Source organism: Bremerella volcania, from assembly GCF_007748115.1.
GTDB lineage: Bacteria > Planctomycetota > Planctomycetia > Pirellulales > Pirellulaceae > Bremerella > Bremerella volcania.
In genome coordinates this window covers 113,637-137,981 of record NZ_CP036289.1, presented here as the reverse complement: position 1 = coordinate 137,981, position 24,345 = coordinate 113,637, and the positions used below count along the sequence as shown (strand labels likewise).

Here is a 24,345-nt window from a genome sequence, read left to right as displayed (position 1 = left end):
GTTACCGATGCATGGTCTGCTGATCGGCCTGAATACTTTTGGCGACCGACCAGCCGCGGAAGCCTTGGCCGCGATAGATGGTCACCGCATGCTTGCGATTGGGGCCCACTTCCACTTCGACTTCTTCCAACGGCTGGATCGATTGAAAAGCTAGCTTCAGCGGAAGCGGGATCTCTTCTCCCTGGTGGGCGACCAGCAGGAAGTCGCGGCTCTTGGTCTCGTCCGGTCCGCCCCAGACGTCGTATTGCGAGAGTGGGAACTGGTTGTCTCCCCACAGGTAGACTTTCGGATGCTGCGGCATGTAGAACGCTAACTCCGAAGCGACCGCTCTTCCGGCGGTGACGATCATGGCCTGCGATCGTTCCTCGTGTCGCTCTAATCGGCTACCCACTTCGCTGCCAAGCTCTTCCCATCCTCGCAGGCGAACGAGCACATCAACCTTGCTTCCATTGAGCCCCAGCAGCGGCAATGCCAGCGGCATCGCGTAGGTGCCAGCCAGGAAGATCGCTCCGACGGTGGCCGCATATCGCAATCGCCACTCGGCCGGTTTCAGGAAAAGATTCGGTAGTTGCACGTGACCCAGTGCCCAGGCGGCGACCAGGATGATACCGGCACTAAAAAAAGGAGCTGGCCAGTTGAGTTCCAGCCGCTGCTTCAAGCTCAATCCCAGAACAAGCACCATCGGCAGTGCACTCAGGCAAAGCAAGTAGCGCTCGCGGCGTCCGACGCTGCGAAACGCAAACAACCCGAATGCGGTCACGCAGATGAACAGGAAGAACGTTACCGGCGAGATGACGCCGAACAGTCCGCCGACGAATTCCAGCGAGATCGCCACGCGGCGCAGTACCGATACCGGCTCGCCTTGGAAGTGCTCGCTGGTGTGATGCAGCGTGACCCAGTCGTGCTGGTAGTTCCAATAGAAGACAGGAGCGAGGAACAACAAGGCTCCGATCGCACAGATATACAGCGTCGGACGAATCGCTTCATGCCGGTCTTCCCTGGAAAGCAGAACGAACAAACCACCAAAGACCAGCATGCCCGCCATGGTTTGTTTGGTCAGCAGGCCGAGGCCAATCACAAGGGTGGTGGCGATCAACCATTTCCAGCGATCTTCGCCCCGTTCCAGCAGTCGCCAAAAGCAATACATGGCGACGCTCCAGAAGAAGAGGAATGGCGAGTCGATCGTCATCAACAAGCTCATCGCCGCGTTGCCAGGGGTCATCGCGGCCAGCAACATCGCCCAGAAACCGACCTTCGCGTCGTACATCCGGCGGGCCAGCAGAAAGACGAACGCGAGGCTACCCGTCCCCAATAGCGAGGCCGGTAAGCGAACCGCGAACTCGTGATCTCCCAGCAGCCGCGTCGACAGGCCAATGATCCAGGCAATCATCGGAGGCTTGCTGAAGTAGCCGTAATCCAACTGCCGCGACCAATCCCAGTAGTAGGCTTCGTCGTGGACCAGGTCGAAGGGATCGAGCGCGAGATAAAGAACGCGAAACAGTCCCAAGCCCAACAGCAGCCAAATTGCCCGGCGAGTCCACGCCGACGAGTCATCTGAATCGGCCTGCATGGCCTCGATTGGTGTATTCATAAGTGGCTACTAGTTTCGATTCACTCGCCAAATGAGTGCCGCGCCAATCGTGATCAACACGGCGTTGGCAATCCACACCGGTGCCGAACCAAAGGTTCCTTCCCGGGCCGTCTGCTCGCCAATGACCAGCAGCGGGTAATACAGCAAAAGGATCGGCAGGAAGCAGGTAAAGAAGGTCGAAACGTTGTCCGCCGACTTTCTCCAAATAGCGACCGGGATGCCCATGCAAACAAAACAAAATACGCCAAACCCGTTGGCCAGGCGGCGTTGACGCTCGGCTTGCAGGCGAAACAAACGCTTTTGGTGATGCTTCAAATTGTGCTGGGCATCGTCCAGGATTTCCGCGTCAGCGCTGTCGGTCACTTCTTGGAGTGTCGCTTTCGCTTCCTTAACGAGCGCTTTCTCGCGATCGATCTGCTTGGGTATCGCCTTAAGGGTGAGATTGGCCGGAGAAGAATTATCTTCGTTCAGTTCAATCGAATTCAGATGATCGAGATAAATGACGCGTTCGTCTGGGAATTCGAAGGAGCCTTCGTCGCCAAATTCGACCGTGCCATCCCGGCAAATCAGTTGTAGGATGCCAGTCTTCGGATCGGTCTTCAGTTCGGCTTCTTCAACCTCCAGGTAAATCGACGGCTGCGACTCGGTCGCCGCGACCTGGAACGTGGGGCTGATCAACTTGCGATCCTGAACCGACTTCACGGTCACCGAGAAGCCAGACATCTTGAAGTTGCGCTGCGTCCTGAGCACTCCGTAAACGGTATCGTCAAGCGACTCGGCCACGACGCGGTGCAGATTCGGGCGAGACCACGCCGCGCAGGCATCGTACATCCAGAAGGTAAAGAAGCTGAGGAAGTAGGCCAGCGTGAGCACCGGCCACATCAGTTCCATCGGATTGATGCCGGCCGACTTGATAGCCGTGATTTCGTTGGAAGCGGCCATTCGGCCAAAGGCCGTACAGACGGCGAAAAGCATGCAGCCTGGAATCGTGTAACGCAGCATTTCGGGAATGAAGTACGGGAGCATGTTCAGGATCACCCCGGGAGGCAATCCCTTCTTGAGCCCTTCGTTCACACCACCACCGACGGTCATCAGAAGCACGGTGATTCCGAGGCAGAGCAGGAAGACCTTGGTGATCTCCCACAAGACGTACCTCTGGATCGTTGTCATGAGAAATCTTGTGCTTTACTTAAGCTGCGGAACTTTTACGAACTTCTTGCACGTTGTCTGCATGGCTATTTGGCGAAAACGGCACGGTTTCCGCCGTCGCTGCAGCCAATGTCTCCGGCCGTTTCCAGCCGTACATTCCCACGTATAAAGCGAGGCCGGTAAAGTAGACGATCGCACCACTCCAAGCAATATCACTCAGGTAGTGTCCCCCCTCGGCAATGCGGGAGGCACCCACACCGGCACCACACAATAGCCCGAAGGCAAATACGCATGCCGCGCGTTGTGGGTTCTTGCGAAGAAGTAGAAAGGCCGGCAGCAGGAACACAAACCCCATCGAAGCATGACCGCTGGGGAACGACTTGGCCATCTCGTAAGGGCCAATCGTTCCCGGTGGAATGTACTGGAAGTCACCTCCAAACACGGCCGTATCGATCGGACGCGGGCGTCCCCAGTTGGGCTTCAAAACCGTGTTAATCAATATCCCTGGGCCAATCAGGATCGCCAGCGAGCAGAACAGCGCTCCCTTTCTCCAGTTTCTCAGCCAGGCGAAGAGAAAGCTGCCAATCCAAGTGGCGACGCCTCCCACGCCGAAGACAATCGCGGGAATCGGGCCGTAGTCGTAAATCAGGTTTGCCACCAGCGTTTCGCCGTAGGGAAACGGATCATCACCCTGGTCGCTGAAGAATTGACGGGTCGTCAGCAGATCGAGCTGCGTCAGATAGCACAGGACCGTAAGCGTCATCAACAAAGCAAACGGCACGATGGTCATCCAGATCAGTGCTGGCTGAATTGAGTTGTTGTGACGCGTGTTTTGTGTTGGGTCCGAGTCGGGCATGGTCGACAAGTCCGCGGCCGATCGCGAGTGAGGCGGAACAGAATAGGTCTCTTGTATCTGCATCGACGATCAGGCTTTGGGTATTCAATGGATCTCGTTCGGATTTCCGAATCGCCGACGGCGAAATGTCGGTCCGTGCGTTTGGTGCGAAGGGTACTACTACCCGAGATGAGGGATCCAACGCAAGACACATCCGCAGTCTCGGCACGCTAGCAGCTACTAGACGACCAAAGCGTAGATGAATACCCCCAAGCCCGCCAGCGAAATCACGACGCCAATACTCCGCGACAACGTCGAGGCGGGTTCGATCCAGTGGCCGATCCAAATGCCAATCCCCAGCAGCAGTCCGGTTCCCAGCAGAAGACCTAATAGAAACGCCAACGGTAGCGAATCGGTCATCAGGCTCTCTGAGCCGTGCACGTAGCCATGAAAGATTCCGAAAAAGGCCACCGCGACTGCTAGCAGCAGCTCGGGGTACTTTCTCCCGGGAATGAGGGCGACGCCCAACAGGATAACCGAAAACGCCACGATCGGCTCTCCCCAGGGAAGCCAGATTCCACTTCCATTGAGCCCTTCCCCGGCCATCAAGCTGCTTAAGAAAACGATGGGAACCGCGATCATCGATCCCTTCTCGACGTGAGCCACCAGCAGCCCGATGGCAAGCGTTGCCAGCAGGTGATCGATACCAAACCAGGGATGCACAATCCCTTCGAGAAAACTGTTGCCGGACCCCGTGCCATGAACAGGACCAGCCCACGCCTGCTCAACAAGCAGCGGGATCCAAAGGATGGCCCAAAGGTTTCGGGCAAAGCTCATGGGGGTGTTCTCGATGAGGTAAAACAACGACGCCACCCATATTATCGGCTACGTGCCACCCAGAAGTTTGCGAACAGCTGCCTGTACGTCTTCCTGCCGCATCAAGCTCTCGCCAACGAGAACCGCGTCGACGTCGTTCTCTTGCAGCAGACGAATGTCCTCGTGCGTAAAAATTCCGCTTTCACCCACCAACACGCACTCGCTGGGAATTTGTCGGCCGAGTCGAATCGTGTGGTTCAGATCGACCTCGAACGTTCGCAGGTCACGGTTGTTGATGCCGACTAACTTAGCTCCAATTTCCAGCACGCGCGCGACGTTCGACTCTTCGTAAAGCTCGACCAGCGGCGTCATACCCAGTTCGCAGATCTGATCATGCAGCGATTTGAGGGCATCATCGTCCAGGCATTCGGCGATCAGCAGCACCGCATCGGCACCAGCAGCCCGGGCTTCGATTACCTGGTACGGATCGAGCACGAAGTCTTTCCGCAGGATCGGCAACCCAACTTCGCCGCGAATGGCAACCAGGTAATCCAGATGCCCTTGAAAGAACGACTCGTCGGTCAGACAGCTAATGCACGCAGCACCGGCCGCCTGGTAGTCCTTGGCGATCTGCACAGGATGGAAGTCGGGGCGAATCAATCCTTTGGACGGACTGGCTTTCTTCACCTCGGCGATCAGCTTGACCGAACCTCCCGCGGAGAGCGCCCCCAGAAAGTCGCGCGGAGCCGGCGCGTCGGCCAGTCGGGCTTCGACTTCCGCCTGGGGGCGAGCGGCCTTGGCGGCGGCAATCTCTTCCCACTTTTTGGTAACGATCTTATCGAGGACGGTCGGCTCAGCCATGTTCTTGTCTTGCCGCAAATTAGTGTCGGAAGTGACGGACACCGGTAAAGATCATCGGCAGCTTGTGCTCGTTGCACGCGTCGATCACTTCCTGATCCCGCTTCGAGCCGCCTGGCTGAATGAACGCTTTGACGCCGGCCTTCGCGGCTTCGTGAATCGAATCGGGAAATGGGAAGAACGCGTCGCTGGCCAGCACGCTTCCCGGTGCCCGGTCGGCGGCCTTCTCGATCGAAATCTGAACCGAGTCAACGCGGCTCATCTGCCCTGCTCCGGCACCCACGAGCGAGCGATCCTTGCACAGGACGATCGCGTTCGATTTGACGAAACGGCAGATCTCCCAGGCGAATCGCAGTTCCTGCTGCATCGACTCTTCGACCTCGGTTTCCGTCACGACCTGCCAGGTGCTGGGATCATCGAGCAGGAAGTCGGTGTTTTGCACCAAGAGGCCCCCTTCGATCCAGCGCGATTGGAACTCGGGTCGCTTTCCTTCCAGCGAACCGACTTCCATCAAGCGAACGTTGCTCTTCCACTTCGGCTTGGTGGTCAAGATCTCGACCGCTTCCTTCGAGAAGCTCGGGGCCGCAATCGCTTCGACGAAGAGGCCCGGCGTCGAAAGATACTCGGCGGTCGCAGCGTCGACTTCCTGATTCATGCCGATCACGCTGCCAAACGCGCTGAGTGGATCCCCCAGCATCGCCTTCTCGCATGCTTCGGCCAGCGTTGAAGCCGAGGCCGCACCGCAAGGGTTGTTGTGCTTGATCACCGAGACGGCCACATCGGGAAGACCGCGGGCAATGGCCAACGCGCTGTCGAGGTCGAGCAGGTTGTTGTACGAAAGTTCCTTGCCATTGAGCTGCCTGGCCTCCACCAGCGAAGCCCCGCTGAACTTGGGAACCGCGTAGACGGCACCCTGCTGATGCGGGTTCTCGCCGTAACGCAGAACGGCCTTGCGCTCGAACGACTGACGCAGTGTTTCTGGGAAGACGCACTGGTCGTCCTTCTCGAAGTAGTTCGCGATCGCGGCATCGTAAGCGGCCGTATGGGCAAACGCGGCGGCGGCCAACTTGCGGCGAAGACCGAGCGAGGTCTTTCCATCATTTTGCAGTTCGGCCAGGATCTCGGGGTACTGACTCGGCTTGCAGGCAATCGTGCTGAACGCGTGGTTCTTCGCCGCGGCACGTACCAGGCTCGGCCCACCAATATCGATCTGTTCGATGGCCTGGGCGTCGGTAACCCCTTCTTTGGCGACCGTTTCCTCGAAGGGATACAAGTTCACCACGACTAGCGGAATGGCGAAGATGCCGTGCTCGCCGATGGCGGTCATGTCGTCTTCGCGATCGTGTCGGCACAGAATTCCGCCGAAGATCTTGGGATGCAGCGTCTTCAGCCGGCCATCCATCATCTCGGGGAACTGGGTGTACTCGGTGACGTCTTTGACCGGGATGTTGGCTTCTTCCAAGTGACGCCGGGTTCCGCCGGTGCTGTAGATGGTGACCCCCGCTTCAACCAGGCCTTGGGCAAACTCGGTCAGGCCTTCTTTGTTGCTGACGCTGATAATGGCATTCTGAATGACAGGGTCGAGAGACATCGCTAAACCAACCTAAATCTGTATACCGAGAACGGAACCCAGGAGAGAGAATCAGCCCTCTTTGTAGGCTGGCGGGTGGGAAATCGTCAACCACCCGAACCCCCGCCAGGCGGCAGACCGAAGCAAATCGACCGCCCGTTTGGTGTAGAGATTGGCTAGTAGCGATGGTTAGCGCCAGAAAGGCTCGCTAGTCGATGGTGCCTTGCCGCTCAGCCATCATGTCGCGCATGTCACGCACGTTGTCGTTGATGGTAAAGAACGTGAGGGCCACTTCCGCCATCACGCGCAAGATCACGATGTAGATCAACGTGAACAACAGCATCACCGCCGAAGCTCCTGCCGCGATAGCGATTGCCATCACATCGCCTGCCAGAACGGCCATTACCAGGGAAAGGCCTGCATACCCCACAAACCCCAGAAAGAGAAGCCCGGCAAGCAAGAAGAACAAGATCTTGATCACCGTCGGCGCGATCAAGACATCGAAGTTGAACAGCGAGCCGATCCCACCCCGTCCTTTGCGACGCGGTGACGTTCGCCCGGCTGGCGGATCGCTGGCGTAGGGGTTCGTCGCGCCTCCACCTGGCTTGGTTGCAACCGGCGCGACGGCAGCCGGTGCGGCGGCAGGCTCTGCCTTGGGGGCTTCCACTTTTGGAGCTTCCGTCTTGGGAGCGGCGACGCTGGGGATCTCGACTTTGGGAGCTTCCACCTTCGGAGCGGCTACAGCGGGAGCAGCCTTTTTCGCAGCCGGTGCACTCCCCTTTTTGGCGGGCTTGCCACCGGGCTTCTTCGGCGCCACCACCAAAGAATCGAGCCCGGCCGGAACATCGGCCGTTGGCTTCGATTGCGCCAGATCTGGGAAACTCATTCCCCCACCAGCATCTGCTGATGGCGGAGCCACCGGGATGGCCTCGGGCGGCGACGAAGGATTAACCGGGGTGGCCGTGGGCGGCGCGGCAATCGGGGCGGGACCTACCGGTTTGGCTTCCGGTGGAGCAACAGGAACTGCTTCAGGAGGACTTGCCGCTCCGCCACTTGGGAACAATCCCTTCACGGTGGAAGCGGTCACCCATTCGCCGGTGCCCCGACGAAGAACACTTTCGGGTTGAATTGCCCCACTTACGGCAAGCTGCTTCAAAGTTTTCGAATCAATCGGACCTACTTCCGGCGCATCCGGATTGAACTTATAGAAGAATTCGTCAGCCATGGGGTATGATCTTTAAATTGTCACGAAGAGAAGCGCGGAACGAGGAAGAGTGTGCCTTTCATAATGTCTTAGCCTGACCCCAAAGTCAAACGCACCCATCGTTACCGTAGAATCTAGATTTTTCCCACTTATTCAGCTGTAGGACCATTGGAATGGACGACTTTAGCAAGCTTGAACTTCCCGAGCCCGACCTCGCGCAGCTCAAGACGCGCTATGCCGAGATCGCGCGGGGAATTGAAGACCTCAACGGCAACGATGGCCGTGGAGAACAGCTGTTTCAGTGGCTCGAGCGCTGGGACGATGTGCGCCGCGAGCTCGATTCGTGGTGCAATCTGACCGAGATCCGCTTCAACCAAGACACCAAAAACGCGGCCTTCAAAGCGGCCATGGATCGTCTCGACGAGATCCATCCGAAGCTGACCGATCTCGACGTGCAAATCAAAAAGCTGCTGCTGGTCGAGCATCGCCAAGAGAAAATCGTCGAGCGATTCGGCGCCCAGGCCGTCGCGTTGTGGCAGTGCCAGGTCCGCTCGTTCGATCCCGTCATCGAAGACGACCTGGTCGAAGAAGCGAAGCTGGTTTCCAGGTACAACGAGCTGTTGGCCAGCGCGACGTTCACGTTCCAAGGGAAGGAAACCAATCTATCCGGCATCGTCGAATACGCCGAAGACAACGACCGCACCCTGCGTTACTCGGCCCTGGCGACCATGTGGGGCTGGTTTGCCGAGAACCGCGCCGAGTTGGACGAGATCTACGACAAGATGGTCCAGCTGCGCGATCAGATTGCCAAGAAGCTGAAGTACGAGAACTTCGTCCAGTTGGCGTATCAGCGGATGTCGCGCATCGATTACACCGAGCAGGATGTCCAGCAATACCGCCAGGAAGTAATCGACAAGATCGTCCCCCTGTGCACCGAGATTCGCAAGCGGCAAGGGGAACTGCTGGAGCTCGATCCACTGATGTACTGGGACGAAGCGATCCATGATCCGCAAGGAAATCCTCGTCCGCAAGGAACCTACGAACATCAGATCGAACAAGCTCAAGCCATGTTCGACGGCATGGACGAGCGCCTGGGCGAGTTCTTCCAGCTGATGCAGGATAAGAACTTGATGGACCTGAAGAACCGCCCCGGGAAAGCAGGGGGCGGTTTCTGTGCCAGTCTACTGCACCAGCGCGTGCCGTTCATCTTCGCCAACTTCAATGGCACGCTTGGCGACGTCGAAGTCTTCACCCACGAAGTCGGACATGCCTATCAATGCTATGCGAGCATGTCGCTGCCGCTGTTGGATAACGTGTGGCCAACCATGGAGTCGTGCGAGATTCACTCGATGAGCCTCGAGTACCTTTGCTGGCCGCACATGGAGAAGTTTTTCGGTGACCAGGCGGATCGTTTCCGCAAGATCCATCTCGCGTCGCGGCTGCTGTTTCTGCCGTACGGCGTCGCGGTCGACCACTTCCAGCACGAAGTGTATAACCACCCCGAGATGACGCCGAGCGAACGCAATGCCAAGTGGCGTGAACTGGAAGAGCTGTACCTGCCGCACATGCAGTTCGGTGATCTTCCCCACTTGCCCGAAGGCGGACGGTGGCAGAAGCAGCGGCACATCTACATGTCGCCGTTCTATTACATCGACTACACCCTGGCGCAATGCTGTGCCCTCCAGTTCTGGGTTCGATCGCAACAAAACTTCGACCAGGCCATGGAAGATTACCTGAGCCTTTGCGCTCGGGGAGGCACGTTGCCGTTTCAGGAACTCGCCCAAAGCGCCGACCTGAAGAGTCCCTTCCAGTCGGGCAGCTTGAGCGAAGTGGCTGGTCAGGCCAGCAAGTTCCTCGGGCTATAGAATCGGATGCCAGGTATTATTGCGCCAACGACAGCCGCCGTTCTGACCCCGCCGGCTCGCGGGGCCATCGCGACCGTTTCCGTCCAGGGACCGGAAGCGATTGCACTGGCCGATCGCTTCTTTAAAAGCCTGGGCAAGGTCGGGCTGCGCGACGCCCAAATCGGACGCATTCTGGTAGGCCACTGGCAGGGCGAAGAAGAGCCGGTAGGCGAAGAACTAGTTGTCGCCAAGCTTGCCGAAGACTTAGTCGAAGTCCACTGCCATGGAGGCGTTCAAGCAAGTCAACGGATCTTACAGCACCTGGCCTCGGCTGGCTGCCAGATCGAGTCATGGCAATCGCGAATGACCTCGCAGCAGGAAGACGCGATCGTGGCCGAGGCGAAGCTTGAACTTCCCCGGGCCGTCACGTCCCAGGCCGCGTTGCATCTGCTCGACCAGGCCCATGGGGCTCTGAGCCGAGAAATCGTTGCGGTCGGCAATCTTCTCGATCAAGCGAATTTCGAAGCTGCCGAGCAGAAGTTAGATCCTCTGTTGTCGCTGGCCCCCTTTGGCAAGCATTTGACGCAGCCTTGGCTGATCGTCATCGCCGGACCGCCCAACGTCGGCAAGAGTAGTCTGCTCAACAAGATCGTCGGCTACGACCGGGCGATCGTGCTCGACATGCCAGGTACGACGCGTGACGTACTGCACGCGACCACGGCCCTCGACGGTTGGCCGGTGCAGTTCTCGGACACGGCCGGCATACGTATTTCCGACGACGAGATCGAACAGGCAGGCATCGCCAAAGCGAAAGCCGCGCTGAAGACGGCCGACCTGGTCATCGTCATGCACGACGCCGCCGACCTAAAGCCGGACGAACTGGACCAGTCACTCCAGCAGCTTCCGTCCGCCCTGCACGTGGTCAACAAGATCGACCTAGCGAGTGATCTGCGTATGCCAGATTCTGGTGAAATGCTGGCCACCAGTGCGGTAACCGGCCAAGGGGTGCCGCAGTTGATCTCGTCGATCGTTTCGCACCTGATTCCCTGCGTCCCCCAGGCACACCAGCCGCTACCATTCACCGCTCGTCAGGTCGAAGGTCTTCGGCAATTGCACCAGCAGGTGCAACATCGCCAGAGAGACGAAGCCCTGCAAACGATCCAGACACTGTTAAAAGCATGAACGAGCACGACCGCGCCAAGTACCAAAAAGAGCACCCCCCTGCCCCGCACCATCATGCGGACGTGGAGGACGTGATCATCAGTCGCGACACGTTCCGAGAAAACCGCATTCCGCCGGGGCAAACACGCACCAAAAAGTGGCCCGTATTGCATGCGACGATTGTGCCTGAGGTATCAAAAGAAACCTGGTCGCTGGAAGTGTTTGGGCTCGTCGAGCGGAAGTTGTCGTTCAACTGGCAGCAGTTTCAGGAACTGCCGCGCGTGAAAGTCTTCTCCGATTTTCACTGCGTGACCCAGTGGTCGCGACTGGGGAACCTATGGGAAGGGGTCTCAACACGCTATCTGTTAGAACAGGCAGGCGTTCAGGCGGAAGCCCAATTCGTCATTTGCCATGGGTACGACAACGGCTGGACGACCAACCTTCCGCTGGAAGAATTCCTGAGCGAAGATGCCCTGCTGGCCGACATGCACGACGGCATGCAGATCAACGCCGATCACGGCGGGCCTGTTCGGGGCATCATCCCGAAGCTATATGCCTGGAAGAGCGCCAAGTGGATCAAAGCGATCGAATTGAGCGCGACCGACAAGCCTGGCTATTGGGAACAAAGCGGCTACCACAACGTCGGCGACCCGTGGAAAGAGCAGCGTTTCGGTGACGGCCAGCTTCCCGCCGGCTGGACAGGCGAGCCGGAAGGAATTTATTGATGTCTGCGCATAAAATCGAATGCTTCTGCCAGCCATTTCGCCACGAATTCCGGGACTTCCGTTGGTCGCCCCTATCGGATTGGGTGCGCAGACGTCAATCGTTCTCGCCTGCTTCTCGCTTGGCAAACAAGAGTGCCGTCGCGTAGCCCAGCGGGTCCCCCAGCTCTTTCGAGTGTTCGGCCAATCGCTCGAAGTTTCCAGCGTTCTGGCTCAGCTCGATCAAACTGGGCGAAATGCCAATGGTATGAATGCCAGGCGGGATCATCTTCAACGCCGCTTCCAATGCTTCCTCGTGATGCCCCAGGCGCGAGAGAAGCTCGATGTAGGTCTCGATCGCCAGCGAACCTTCACGGCGGATGTCGGACGCTTCGGCCTTTTCACGGAAGTAAGCCAATCCAGCGTCGGCGTCTTCGCCCAATAGCGTCTGAAAGTAGACCTTGTGACTCGGGTACAACTCGGTGAACGGCGGCGTCTGTTCGTACTGGAACGCCTGATCCAAACGCGAACCGTAGTCGACCAGCTCCAACGCTTTGCGAAGATGCGATTCGTCGCGCAGCACGCGCGCGAAGCGAACCGTCGCGGCCAGGTGACTGGTATCGATATGATAGGCTGAGTTGGCAAACAACCAGTCGCGTGGGGCAATGATCTCACTGAGGGTCTTCTCTTGCGGCTCGGTTCCCTCTTGATGCGAAATATCGGCGATGACGGTCCCCATCAGCTCGTCATACACGTGATCGAGAAGCAGTGCGGCCAGCGGCTGCTGAGCGGCAGGCGGCATGCCGGCCAGTTGTTGTTCGTACGTGGTGACGGAGTTGCACGTGCCATAATGCTCGAGCATCCAGCGGAAGCCGATCTCAGGGGCCACTCCTTCGTACAGAGCGACTTCGATCAGGTCTTCGATGTTTTCCTCGTCGACCTCGGCCTCTTTCAAAGCTTCAATGACCGGAGCCTTGTCGCCGACCGGTCGCAGGTAGTACCACCCTTCGCGAATCTGACCGGCATCCAACAGCAAACGGCCCACTTCGTCGCAGGCTTCCACCAGGGCATCTTCCAGTTGCGTTCGCTGCTCTTCGGTGAGATCTTCCGAGACGCCGGGAAACAGCAGTGGCAACCCCAGCCTGGCCCTCGCGCGCAGCTTGTACATCTCGAACAGCTGAACGTGCTGCTTCTCCTGACGGAAATACTCGATCATATTTTCGATCGCCGCCAAACTGCCTGATTCTTGGATTTGCTGACGGAACTGGTCGAAGACTTCCTGCGAAACCACGGAAAACCCCATAGGACACGCGATAAAACGGATGAATCACACATCACGTATCGTAACAAGCAGCACCGGCGATGAATAGCAACACGCCGTCGGTTAGATATTTAGACCGTTGACGCAGCCGGGAGTTGCGCCGTGATTGATGCCATTAATCATGTCGCGAATCTGGCCGAGCGTAGCCGTTTCCATGGCTCCCGAATCAAAGGCAGCCACCTGCTTGCTCGGATCGGCTAGTCCCATTTCAACGTCGAGTCGGTGGACCCAGCGGAGGCAGTTTCCACGGCTGATGACGCCGGTGGGGCGCCGGTCCTTGACCACAACTACCCGCCGGATCGCAGCCTGACTGAGATATTCATAGACATGAATCGCCGGATCGGATTCATCGAAATGTACCACTTCGCGGCGCATCGCGACCGATACCAGCGTGCTGCCCCCCTCGGGTCGGCGGAAGGCCTGCATCAGGTCTTTCTCGGAAATCACGCCGACAAGGTAACCCTTTTCGTCAACGACAGGCGCCGAATTGAACCCTTCCCTGATGAGCATCTGCGTGGCGATTGCAATCGTATCGGACTGGTTGATGGTCAGGATCGGAGAAGTCATGATCTCGGAAACGGCCAGGTGTTCCAGGCGTTCACGTACATGGTCTTCGGCTGCCATGAAGCCGGCGGATTGCTGGCAGTTCCCCAGGCAGACGACATGACGCTTGCCCAGGCTTTTGGCAACTTTCAACGCGATCTCCGCGTTATCGATCAGTGCTTCCAGGTTGGGCACGTCATTGTTCCGCTGGGCGACCCCCATGCTCACCGAGCACGGGATCTGTTGGCCATTCGCCTCCACCACCATCCTGTCGACGAGCATTTCAATTCGCATCGCCACGCGGTAGGCATTCACTTCAGCACATTCCGGCAATACCAAGAGCAGCCGGTCGCTATCCAGGCGACACAGGTAATCGACCTGGCGTCCCTGAACGGTGATCGTCTGGGCCAGCTGTTGCAAGACCATGTCCCCAGCTTCGACACCATAGTCGCGATTGATTTCACTGAAGTCGTCGATATCGATGACGATGCAGGAGATCGGCAAGTGGTAGTTGCGAGCGCGAACCCATTCGCGCTTGAGTTGGTCGTTCAAGTAACGAAGCGTAGCCAGGCCGGTCAGCGGATCGTTTCGCTCAACCGTGCGAAGATGGTTTTCCAATTCGATGACGCGACCGGCTGAATTGATGCGCGACAGGAGTTCTTCGCGGCTGATGGAATGCGAGATCACATCGTCGATCCCCACGCGATACGCCAGCGTGGGATCGGTAATCATTCCCTGCTCTGCCGCCACCATCGTAAAGACATACCGAGGCAAACGTTCCTCTCGGATCCAACGGCAAAAAACTTCGGCGGCGGCCCGGTTTTGTCCCCAGTCGCTGATCACGACCATCGGGCACTCTTCGCGAATGAGATTTTTGGCCGAGGCATAGTCGCCGCAAGTGCGTACCTTCATCCCGACGCTTTGCAGCCATTTGATGATCAGCCCGATGGAAGGAGTACCGTCGGTGATGACCACCGCGTTCTCGCCACTGAGCTCGGTCACGACTTGATGCTTGCCCCAGTGATAGTTGGCCGTTTGTCCCGAAGCGGCGTTTAGAAAACGGACCACGCTATGCTGTTCGGCAGAGAATGCTTCGATTTTGTCGAAGGTTTCCTCGAAGGCAGTCACGATGGCTGGATCAAAATGGTTTCCGCTCCCCTCGCAGATTAGTGCTCGCGCCTCGGCGGCGCTCATGGCATCTTTATAGACGCGTTTGCTCGACAGGGCGTCGAATACGTCGGCCACGCTCACGATCCGGGCTGCCAGGGGGATATCGGTTCCCTTCAATCCTTCCAGGTAGCCTCCGCCGTCCCAGCGTTCGTGATGATAGCGAGCGATCTCGGCGGCCATGTGAAAGAACGACCCGCTGGGGCTGCTCTTGGCGGCTTCCTGCAGCGTTTCCGCCCCAATGCGAACGTGCTGCTTCATCGCGTTGAACTCTTCCGCCGTCAGCTTGCCTGGCTTCAACAAAATGGCGTCGGAGATGCCTACCTTACCGATGTCGTGCAGCGGGCTGGACCGGAAAAGATCTTGCAGAAACGAATCGTTAATCGCGTCCTGGTAAGGACCGCTGATCCGCAGTTGTTCGGCGATCATCTGCGAATAGGCACGCATGCGAACGAGATGCTCGCCCGTTTCCGTGTCGCGCGAGTCGGCCAGCTTGGCCAGCGCGAACACGGCGGTATCTTGAGTCGCTTGAATCGCCATCGAGCGGTTTTCGACGATCCGCTCCAATTCGTGAGAATAATTCTCGAGCTTCCGTTCGGCGGTCGTGGCACGCATCAGCGCGTTATGCAGCCGCATCAACACGTCAATCTTGGCAGTTAACTCCAATCGCCCGATCGATTTGTCGAGGACGTTATCGGCACCGACGGCGAACATTTCCAAACGCTGCGATTCATTCAACTCTTCCCCCATGACAAGCAGTTGAATCTGTCGGTCCGCGAACTCGCGGCGAATCGCTCGGCAAACTTCCAAAGCCGAGTCATCGCGCAGATGATAATCGAGCAAGATCAGCGCAGGCTGAACTTCTTCGATCGATCGGTGGATGTCTTCCACGCTCTCCAGAATGTGAACTTCGTGATGTTCGCCGAGTACTTCGCGCAGTTTCCTGCGGTGCACTTCCGTGCTTTCAATCACGAGTAGTCGATTATGCATGGCCTGCCCACCATACTCCATTTCGGCCAACCACCGTATCGTGCCTGAGATCTGGCGCGAAATAAAACGATGGTTGATTCCTAGTAATTTGAGTCCCAGGAAACCTAGGTCGCCTAACGAGCGTCGCAAGAGGCGCGGGTCCAATATCGCCATGGATACCACCCAAAAATACCCCAAACGACCAGCACAGCCGAAACAATCGGCGCAATCGGTCGATTAAATCCAATAAGACCGATGGAACTAGTCGTGAGACTTGCGGGGAACTACGCGGTGGAAATGAAGTTCCACCTCTCCGGCTACCACGCGACGCAGACCTTCGACCAGGCAAGTAGGCTCGTTGACTTCCTGACCGATTCGGACGATTTCTTCGATCTTGGTGCCTGGTTCGACGGAAAACGTTTCCTGATGGATGATCTGATTGCCCGCATCCAGTTCAGGAACGATGAAGTGGCAGGTTGCTCCGAACGTGAGCATCCGCACCTCGTTGGCATCGTGGTACGGACGAATGCCTGGAAAACTGGGCAGAAGTCCATGGTGCAGATTGATGATCCGTCCCCCGGCGTATTTCCAGCAGCTGGTTGCCGGCAGCACGCGCATGTAGCGCGCCAGCAGAACGTAGTCGACGTCATATTCGTCGAGGATTTCGATCATCCGCTCGTCGTTGGCTTCCCCCTTTTCGCCGCCGATGTTCTGCCAGTCGACGCCGTGGCTTTCAGCCAGCCCTTTGCAGTTATCGCGGTTTCCGATCATGACCGCCGGTATCGCGTGAATATCCCCTGCCGCGATCGCTTCGAGCACGGCCTGAGCTGGCTCAGGCCGGTAGGTCGTGCAGATCGCGATCCGTGGGCAGTCGCGGCGGACGTCCGCGGACCAGACCCGGATGGAAAGCTTTTTCAGGCGGCCAATCTCGGTCAATGCGGTTCGCAGCGAGTTGTAGAGATCGGCATCGATGTGAACTCGCAGGAACATGGCGAAGACGGCTTCTTCGTCATGGTCGTACATCTGGATTTCGGCGATGTTCGCCCCCAAACCCGTCACATAGTGAATAATCGGATCGGCCAAACCCACGTTATCCGGTCCGACTGCGGTGATCACAACGAGCATCGCCAAACTACCTATGGAGTCCTGAAAACAACGATTGAACCTGGTTCGATTATCGACCCGAACTAGGCATTGTAGCACCGGTTTGCTACCTTGTCCGAAGAAGTCCACCATCTTAACAACGCCACCAATTCGCCGAGGATGGCAAAATGATCCAGAAAAAGGTCCGCCGAGAAGATCTTGGGCCGGATGAGAACCTGTGCGAATACTGCACGGCCAAGTGCTGCCGCTACTTCGCCCTGCCGATTGAAACGCCCACCGAATTTGCCGATTTCGAGTTCATCCGGTGGTATTTGCTGCACGAGGGCGCCTCGGTCTTTCTGGACGACGACGTTTGGTATCTGCTGGTGCACACTACATGCAAGCACCTGCTCGACGATCACCGCTGCGGCATCTACGAGACCCGTCCGCAGATCTGTCGCGATTACACGACCGAAGCGTGCGAATACGACGACGATTGGTGCTACGAGAAGTACTTCGAGACCCCAGAGCAAATCTGGGAGTACGCCGAAGCCACCACGCCTCGCCGCCCAGGGCAAAGCCTACGAAGTGCCAAGCCGCCCGTGTTGCCGATTCTGGGCTAGTACACGTCAAACGGAAGGTTCCGGCCCAGTAAATCTTGTCCCCTCTCCCTTGAAGGGAGAGGGCTAGGGTGAGGGATTTCTGAACCAACGTTGGCCAGAATGGTGGTTTTCTCACTCCGTACGGATAGGAACCCATTTCGCCTTTGTCCTTCGCTCCGATAACATGCCCCCTCACCCTAACCCTCTCCCCCGAAGACGGTGGAGAGGGGACGAGACAACGACAACATCATCCTGGGCGAACACTTGCCAAGCTACCCTGTCCTAACTGAAAACGATACCAGAACCAACCCAACTCGAATCCCATGTCCAACAAGAAGAAGCTCATCCAACCCCGTACGCTCAAAGGCTTTCGCGACTATCTGCCCGACGCGATGATGCCGCGCGAAGAGTTGGTCAGCACGGCTCGCCGCGTTTATCGTTCGTATGGTTTTGCCCCGATCGATACTCCCACGCTGGAATATGCCGAGATTCTGCTGGGCAAGGGAAGCGACGAAACCGACCGGCAGATGTATCGGTTCGAGGATCATGGCAAACGAGACGTGGGGATGCGTTTCGACCTGACCGTTCCCCTGGCCCGCTTCGCCGCGCAGCACATCGGCCAGCTGGGAACGCCCTTCAAACGTTATCACATCGCCACCGTCTGGCGCGGCGAGAACACCCAGCGCGGACGTTACCGTGAGTTCATGCAGTGCGACTTCGATACGATCGGCACCAAGAGCATCGTAGCCGATATCGAAACGGCCCTGGTCATTCACGACCTGATGCTGGCGATCGGCTTCGAAGGCTTCACGGTCCGTGTGAACAATCGCCAGGTGCTATCGGGTTTGCTCGAGAAGCTCGACCTGGTGGAGAAGTCGACGGAGATCCTGCGTGCGCTCGACAAACTGGCCAAGATCGGTGCCGAGAAAGTCGCCGCCGAAATGCAGGAAACGGCCGGAGCTTCCGCCGAGCAAGCAGCCCAGGTTTTGAAGCTGGCAGAAATTGGCGGCTCGACCGACGAGATCCTGTCGTCACTCGACAGTCTGGTAGCCGGCAGCGAGAAAGGCGAGATCGGTGTTGGACAACTCCGCGAGTTGACTGCGGCCACCGCAGCCGCTGGCGTCCCGGCCAACCGGCTTCAGATCGACGTCTCGATTGCCCGCGGTTTGGACTACTACACCGGGACGATCTTCGAAACCTTTCTCAGCGAGCTGCCTGGCATCGGCAGCGTCTGCAGCGGCGGCCGTTACAACGACCTGGCCAGCTTGTACACCAACCAGGAACTACCTGGCATCGGAGCATCGCTGGGGCTCGACCGACTTCTGGCCGCCATGGAGGAACTCGGCAAGATCGAAGCCCGAACGACGCCGGCTGAGGTCTTCATTCCCTATTTCGATGAGAGCAGCTTGCAACAGTACCTGAAGATCGCGGCGACGCTTCGCGGGGCAGGCTTCAACGTCGAACTCTATCCCGATGCCAAGAAGCTGGGTCAGCAGCTGAAGTATGCCGACCGTCGCGGGTTTAAGGTCGCGGTCGTCGCTGGGGATCGCGAATTGGCCGAGAACCACTGTCAGGTCAAGGATCTGAAGACCGGTGACTCGATCGACGCCAGCCTCGCGGGGGGTGCCGAAGAACTCATTGCGGGAATTTCGCAAATTCTGCGGCCCACCGCATAACCCCCGTGACAAGGTGTTGTCACCCCTAGTTGCGATATTGAAGCCAACGAAAAGATCTCCGGCTTCTCACCTCGCAGCTACCCCGAGGACAACACCGATGACGATCCGCACGAACCACTATGAAGTCGCACTCGAGGCATTCTTGCGCGACGAGAAGATCCCCTACATCGCGGTCGACGAACGGCGCCGCTCGCTGTACGGGGCTGGCTCGTTGAAGAATCTGGACTTCATCGCGACCCCCAGCGGCAGCGACATGTCGTGGTTGATCGACGTGAAGGGACGCAAATTCCCTTCCGGTCGCAAGAACCGCTACTGGAAGAACTGGACCACCACCGACGACCTGCAAAGCCTGTCGCAGTGGCAGCGGCTGTTGGGTCCGCAGTTTCGCGGGATGCTTGTCTTTGTGTACGACGTCGTCGGCGAAATGGCCCCCGTTCCGTCCCACTTGTTGTATCCGCATCAAGACCGACTCTATGCGTTCATTGGGATCCGGCTCGACTTGTACGTGGCCTGGGCTCGGAAGATCTCGCCGCGTTGGAAAACGATGTCGATGCCAACCAAAGCCTTCCGCCAACTGGCCGAACCACTGCAAGTCACCCTTCGCACGCCCATCGTCTCAGGCGGTGACTTCGACCATCGTCGATCCACCAGTACAGCCCCAGCCATCGCCTGAAGAGATCAGGACCATCCAAGCGATGGTCCTTCATCGGAATGATTAGCCACAGAGAGCACAGAGGGAAGAACTTTAACCACGAATTACACGGATGAACACAGATATCTAAGATTCGTCTTCGACACTTCCGAATTTCATCCGTGTCTATCTGTGAAATCCGTGGTTAACAATCCCCTCTCCGTGTCCTCTGTGCTCTCTGTGGCTATTCTTTCCGAAGCAAAAGAACGACTCACGACCGGATAGGGATTACTTCCGCTGGCTCATTTCGTGAACCATATCAACTAACGCCCGCGCGTTGTCGACTGGTGTTTGCTGCATCACGCCGTGCCCCAGATTAAAGATATGCCCCGGTCGCCCGGCAGCCTGGTCGAGGACGTCCTTCGCGCGGCGACGAAGTTCCATCGGGTCGGCCAGTAGCGAAACCGGATCGAGGTTCCCTTGTACCGCAATATTGTGGCCAACCGTTTCCCAGGCCACGTCCAGACGAATGCGCCAATCGACGCCAACCACCGCAGCGCCCGATTCGGCCAGCATCGGCAGCAGGGCCGGATTGCCGGTTGCGAAGTTGATCACCGGCACGCCTGGGGCAATCTGCGCGACGATGTCCTTCACGTATGGAAGCACATAGCGGCGATAGTCATCCGGTCCGAGCGCTCCAGCCCACGAATCGAACAACTGCACCGCCTGGGCACCGGCGGCAATCTGGGCATTCAAATATCGCGAAATCGCTCGGACAAAGCGTTCCATCAGTTCTCGCCAGGCACCTGGGTCGCGGAACATGAGGGTCTTGGTGTTCACGTAATCGCGGCTGCCACCCCCTTCGATGGCGTAACTGGCCAGCGTGAACGGAGCCCCGGCAAAGCCAATCAGCGGCATGTCGGCCGGCAAGTCGGCTCGCGTTTGCTTGACCGTTTCCATGACGTAGTGCAGCGAGTCGGTGCTTTCCAGTTCCAGCACGCGATCGACGTCGGCCGCTTCGCGAATGGGGTTGTGAATGACGGGGCCTTCCCCCTTGGCGAACTCCAGATCCAAACCCATCGGCTGCAAGATCGGCAGCAGGTCCGAGAAGATGATGGCCGCGTCAACTCCCAACTTCTCAACCGCCGTGCACATCACTTCGCTGCAAAGCTGCGGATTGGCACACAGTTCCAGGAAGGTGGTCTTCGCGCGGACGTCGCGGTATTCCTTCATGTAGCGCCCGGCCTGACGCATCAGCCAGACCGGCGTGAAGTCGGTGGGCTCGCGTCGGCAAGCCTTCAGAAACGCGCTGTTGTACCAGGGTGCCTCTTTGTTGAGCGCTGCCTTGGTGGTCTCTTCCAGGACCGCGCGAATCTGGCGCTTGCGCACCAGGATGTCTTGCGAACGCTCGGCCGCGGCCGCCACCAGCGGTCCCATCTTGGGATGCTCAGGCTCGACGTCGACCGGGTAGCCCAGGTCACGCAGGCGTTCGCTCATCGTGGGACCCACGCTACAAATCACGGTTCCGCGAAGCGCGGCGGAAAAGGCTTCCATCTGCCCCTGCCTCTGGGCCAGCTTCAAGACGTGATTCAATTGGTTGGCCGACGTGAAAAGCGAAACGTCGATCTTGCCGTCGATCATCTTCTGGATGTTCGCCGCCAAGGGGCCGATATCTTCGGGCAAGTCCCAGTCGTAAACATGCAGCGTTTCGACATGCGCGCCGCGAGCCTCGAGCCCCGCGACCAGGCTGGCATTGGTCACGCCGTATTCTTGCACCACCAAAGTTTGATTGGCGATATGGATCTCGGTGTCGATGGTTTGCAGAATCTCGCGCCAGGTGTTGGGCTCTGGTACTTTAATGGTCGGTGTGAGATTCACTTCCCGCATCGCGGCCACCGGCTTCGGCCCGCGGCAGATCGTGGTGATGTCGGACAAGGCATCCAAAAATCGCTGCTTGTCGACCTTGCGATCAATGGCCGCCAGCAGGTGGTTAAATCCTACCCCGGTCATGAAAATCACAATGTCGATTTGCCCGGTGATCACCCGGTTAGCAAAGTCGACAGCTGGCTGATTATCTTCCAGCGGCACTTCGCGCATCGAAGGGCTCACATGCGGAACGCCTCCGAACTTCTCGATGATCACCGCCATTTCTTTACCACGACGACTCTCGAACGAGGCAACATTCAGGCCTGCGAAGTTTTTTCCATTTTCTGGCATATAAATCTAATCCGCGTCTAGCTCTATTGGGGTGGGCGGCCGGCAGGTAATCACTGGGGGTTCGCTACGATATCGAGAACACGGCAAACGTCCCAATTCATTGACCGACTTGTATTCTATTCCTACGATGATGATTGTGCAGTGTACACCACCTTACGGTGCGCAACTGCCATGCTCCTCTGATTTTAGCAGTTTGCGGTCTCGACCGGTGAACGAAGACTTTTCGTGAGTTCCCACCATGCAACTTTCCTGCTTTTATTGCAGCAAGAACCTGACGGCAACCGCCGATCAATTGGGTGGCGAAGTCGTCTGTCCGCACTGCGGGAATGTGGTCCGTCTGCCCGACGCCGAACAACTGCATAAGTCCGAAGAAGACCAGCAACCAAAGTCCCACAACTGGCTGACCGACAGTATCTCTGGCTTTGCTTCGCTGCTGATTCACATGGGCATCTTGTTTGTCCTGGCAGCCGTCACTTGTGATTATCGCAGTGGAATTCCCGAAGGGGATGAAGTCTCGATCGGCGAACTACCGGGGATCGATCTGACTGACTCTGGCGGCGACGTTCTCGATACGAGCGACGTCGAACAATCGTCCGACACGGCCAGCCTCGACGAGCTGGTCGCCGATATCGAACCCCCAACCGCGGCCACGTCCGAGATGGGTCAGGAAGTCAGTCTTTCGCAGCTCCTACCCAGCGGTGCCGCAGGGGGCGCGGCCGGATCGCTCAACACCATTGGCGGCGGCGGTGGTGCCGTCGGTGCCGGTACCACGTTCATGGGCGTCCGGGCTGAAGGGTCGCGCATCTGCATCATCGCCGACTGCAGCGGCAGTATGAGTGGTCCGAAGATCGAATATTTAAAAGAAGAGGTCCTGGAAGCGATCCGCAGTATGTCGCGCGAGAGTGAATTCCAGATCGTCTTCTTCAACAGCGTATCCGTTCCCTACACGATGCGTGGCTGGCGAAACCCGAAACGCGATCTCGACAACGTCAAACGTTGGCTCAATACGGTTCCGGCCCAAGGGGGTACCAACCCGATTCCTGCATTTGAAGAAGCATTCAAACTGACGCCTGCCCCCGATGCCATCTTTTTCATGACCGACGGTCAGTTCGAGCCGAACGTCGTCCCAGCGGTGAAAGCGCTGAACATCGGCGGCAGCAACCGCACCAAGATTCATTCGATCTCATTCATCGATAAAGCCGCCGAAGTAGAAATGAGGCAGATCGCCAACGACTCCGGAGGATCGTACCGCCATGTCTCCGCCTTTTAAGAGCCCACGCGCAAGCACATGGTACGGGCAATGCATGGCGGTCTTGGTCGCTACGTTTTGGTTCGTTCTGCCGGCGCACGCACAAGCCGATCGACTTATCCTGCGAGATCTTCGTCTGTTGGGGAACATCACGGTGATTGGCTTCGACGAAGAAGGAGTTAAAGTCACCGACAACAGCATGATTCCCTGGCACGAGATCGAGCTGGGCACGGTCAGCCCCGATAAGCAGGCCGACTTCGATCGACTGCGCAAAGAACTGGGCGATCCCCTCTTTCGCATTCACCAACGATTGAAAGTGGGAGACTACGCCGGAGCCCGCGAACCGGCCGAGACGATCTTCGACCGCTACAAGGATCGCGATTCCAAGGTAGCTTACATGGTTTGCCAGGCCACCATGTGGGGACGCCTGGCCGAAGGAGATCGTGCAGCCGCCTTAGAACCCTACTTCTGCTGCTTGCGGATCATGAAGAAGTCGGCCCGGACCAGCGAAGTCACGCAACTGCCCGGCAGCCGGTCGCTCGACTACGACAAGCAAACCGGTCTCACGTCCGATCTGCTTCCCCTCTTCTTCGATCGCGACAAGGCCGCCAAGGCATTGCCAAAAGCCAGCGTTGCGGCGACCTCGATTGGATCGGGCGCACCCGATGGGGTGCTGGTTTACATGGCCGCGCTCGCCATCGCTGCCGAGAACTTCAGCCAGGCCGAGTCGTGGAAGAATCGCATTCGCAGTGGTAATCCAACATTAAAACAATGGCCGGTCATTCTCACGGCCCAGTCACGCATTCAAACCGGCGATCTGATCGGCGCACGGGCCGATCTGGAACCCCTGATCTATAGCTTCGAGACCTGGAACCAACCAGTGGCGTGGTACCTTATGGGGATCTCCGGCGCACGGTCGAGCGAGTTTCTGAGGATCGAAAATGGTGTGCTCGATTTGCTGCACGTCCCTCCCCTATTCGGCAACGACCATCCGGAACTGGCCGCGGCCGCCCTGGCTGAAACTTACTCCGCGCTACGACGCATCCAACAACCCGAACAGGCCCAGGACATTCGCCGGCAGCTGCTGCTGTTTTACGGTGGAACGACCCACGCCGAGCAAATTCGCCAAGCGACTCAGTCCAATAGCAACCCTTGAGA

At 58.0% G+C, this 24,345-nt stretch carries 19 protein-coding genes; 8 read left to right on the top strand and 11 right to left on the bottom strand.

What is annotated here, in order from left to right:
* Position 1 precedes the first annotated feature (1 nt).
* The 7 genes from Pan97_RS00610 to Pan97_RS00580 all read right to left on the bottom strand — a co-directional run bounded on the left by Pan97_RS00610 (position 2) and on the right by Pan97_RS00580 (position 8,044).
* Positions 2-1,591 (bottom strand): ArnT family glycosyltransferase, encoded by a 1,590-nt coding sequence (locus tag Pan97_RS00610; protein ID WP_144969765.1) that lies wholly within the window; start codon positions 1,589-1,591, stop codon positions 2-4.
* A gap of 9 nt (positions 1,592-1,600) precedes the next feature.
* Positions 1,601-2,761 (bottom strand): LptF/LptG family permease, encoded by a 1,161-nt coding sequence (locus tag Pan97_RS00605; protein ID WP_144969764.1) that lies wholly within the window; start codon positions 2,759-2,761, stop codon positions 1,601-1,603.
* Positions 2,762-2,780: 19 nt separating this feature from the next.
* On the bottom strand, positions 2,781-3,596 hold the full coding sequence (locus tag Pan97_RS00600) for a phosphatase PAP2 family protein (protein WP_165698544.1): 816 nt from the start codon (positions 3,594-3,596) through the stop codon (positions 2,781-2,783).
* Between the two features lie 219 nt (positions 3,597-3,815).
* On the bottom strand, positions 3,816-4,412 hold the full coding sequence (locus Pan97_RS00595; protein ID WP_144969759.1) for a HupE/UreJ family protein: 597 nt from the start codon (positions 4,410-4,412) through the stop codon (positions 3,816-3,818).
* A 48-nt stretch (positions 4,413-4,460) separates the two neighbouring features.
* The gene (trpC, locus tag Pan97_RS00590; RefSeq protein WP_144969757.1) at positions 4,461-5,252 is read right to left on the bottom strand and encodes an indole-3-glycerol phosphate synthase TrpC; all 792 of its coding nucleotides are present in this window, start codon (positions 5,250-5,252) and stop codon (positions 4,461-4,463) included.
* 19 nt (positions 5,253-5,271) lie between these two features.
* On the bottom strand, positions 5,272-6,840 hold the full coding sequence (gene purH / locus Pan97_RS00585) for a bifunctional phosphoribosylaminoimidazolecarboxamide formyltransferase/IMP cyclohydrolase (RefSeq protein ID WP_144969755.1): 1,569 nt from the start codon (positions 6,838-6,840) through the stop codon (positions 5,272-5,274).
* 187 nt (positions 6,841-7,027) lie between these two features.
* Positions 7,028-8,044, bottom strand: coding sequence for a DUF4282 domain-containing protein (locus Pan97_RS00580; protein ID WP_144969753.1), 1,017 nt, complete (start codon positions 8,042-8,044; stop codon positions 7,028-7,030).
* Positions 8,045-8,196: 152 nt separating this feature from the next.
* On the opposite strand from Pan97_RS00580, the gene Pan97_RS00575 reads away from it, so the two are divergent.
* From Pan97_RS00575 to Pan97_RS00565, 3 genes are read left to right on the top strand one after another with little or no spacing between them, the layout of a single operon-like run.
* A complete protein-coding gene (locus Pan97_RS00575) occupies positions 8,197-9,888 on the top strand; it encodes a M3 family oligoendopeptidase (protein ID WP_144969751.1) in 1,692 nt (563 codons plus the stop codon).
* A 6-nt stretch (positions 9,889-9,894) separates the two neighbouring features.
* A complete protein-coding gene (locus Pan97_RS00570) occupies positions 9,895-11,049 on the top strand; it encodes a GTPase (protein WP_144969749.1) in 1,155 nt (384 codons plus the stop codon).
* Positions 11,046-11,753, top strand: a complete 708-nt coding sequence (locus Pan97_RS00565; protein ID WP_144969747.1) for a sulfite oxidase-like oxidoreductase — start codon at positions 11,046-11,048, stop codon at positions 11,751-11,753. Before Pan97_RS00570 ends, Pan97_RS00565 begins: the two co-directional genes overlap by 4 nt.
* Positions 11,754-11,847: 94 nt before the next feature.
* On the opposite strand, the gene Pan97_RS00560 is transcribed toward Pan97_RS00565, so the two are convergent.
* The 3 genes from Pan97_RS00560 to Pan97_RS00550 form a co-directional block, all read right to left on the bottom strand.
* The gene (locus tag Pan97_RS00560; RefSeq protein ID WP_144969745.1) at positions 11,848-13,032 is read right to left on the bottom strand and encodes a hypothetical protein; all 1,185 of its coding nucleotides are present in this window, start codon (positions 13,030-13,032) and stop codon (positions 11,848-11,850) included.
* Positions 13,033-13,113: 81 nt separating this feature from the next.
* A complete protein-coding gene (locus Pan97_RS00555; protein WP_165698543.1) occupies positions 13,114-15,750 on the bottom strand; it encodes a diguanylate cyclase domain-containing protein in 2,637 nt (878 codons plus the stop codon).
* Between the two features lie 240 nt (positions 15,751-15,990).
* Entirely contained in the window at positions 15,991-16,854 is an 864-nt protein-coding gene (locus Pan97_RS00550; protein ID WP_144969741.1) for a formyltetrahydrofolate deformylase, read from the bottom strand.
* A gap of 146 nt (positions 16,855-17,000) precedes the next feature.
* On the opposite strand from Pan97_RS00550, the gene Pan97_RS00545 reads away from it, so the two are divergent.
* The 3 genes from Pan97_RS00545 to Pan97_RS00535 all read left to right on the top strand — a co-directional run bounded on the left by Pan97_RS00545 (position 17,001) and on the right by Pan97_RS00535 (position 19,763).
* Positions 17,001-17,435, top strand: a complete 435-nt coding sequence (locus tag Pan97_RS00545; protein WP_144969739.1) for a YkgJ family cysteine cluster protein — start codon at positions 17,001-17,003, stop codon at positions 17,433-17,435.
* Positions 17,436-17,737: 302 nt separating this feature from the next.
* A complete protein-coding gene (hisS, locus tag Pan97_RS00540) occupies positions 17,738-19,090 on the top strand; it encodes a histidine--tRNA ligase (RefSeq protein WP_144969737.1) in 1,353 nt (450 codons plus the stop codon).
* Positions 19,091-19,187: 97 nt separating this feature from the next.
* Positions 19,188-19,763, top strand: a complete 576-nt coding sequence (locus Pan97_RS00535) for an HYExAFE family protein (protein ID WP_144969735.1) — start codon at positions 19,188-19,190, stop codon at positions 19,761-19,763.
* A 246-nt stretch (positions 19,764-20,009) separates the two neighbouring features.
* Here Pan97_RS00535 and hemE read toward each other — a convergent pair whose 3' ends face one another.
* Positions 20,010-21,938, bottom strand: coding sequence for a uroporphyrinogen decarboxylase (hemE, locus tag Pan97_RS00530; protein WP_144969733.1), 1,929 nt, complete (start codon positions 21,936-21,938; stop codon positions 20,010-20,012).
* Positions 21,939-22,176: 238 nt separating this feature from the next.
* Here hemE and Pan97_RS00525 point away from each other — a divergent pair, with 238 nt between their 5' ends.
* Positions 22,177-23,208 (top strand): vWA domain-containing protein, encoded by a 1,032-nt coding sequence (locus Pan97_RS00525; protein WP_144969730.1) that lies wholly within the window; start codon positions 22,177-22,179, stop codon positions 23,206-23,208.
* Positions 23,192-24,343, top strand: a complete 1,152-nt coding sequence (locus tag Pan97_RS00520) for a hypothetical protein (protein WP_144969728.1) — start codon at positions 23,192-23,194, stop codon at positions 24,341-24,343. The genes Pan97_RS00525 and Pan97_RS00520 overlap by 17 nt, the downstream gene beginning before the upstream one ends.
* Positions 24,344-24,345 lie beyond the last annotated feature (2 nt).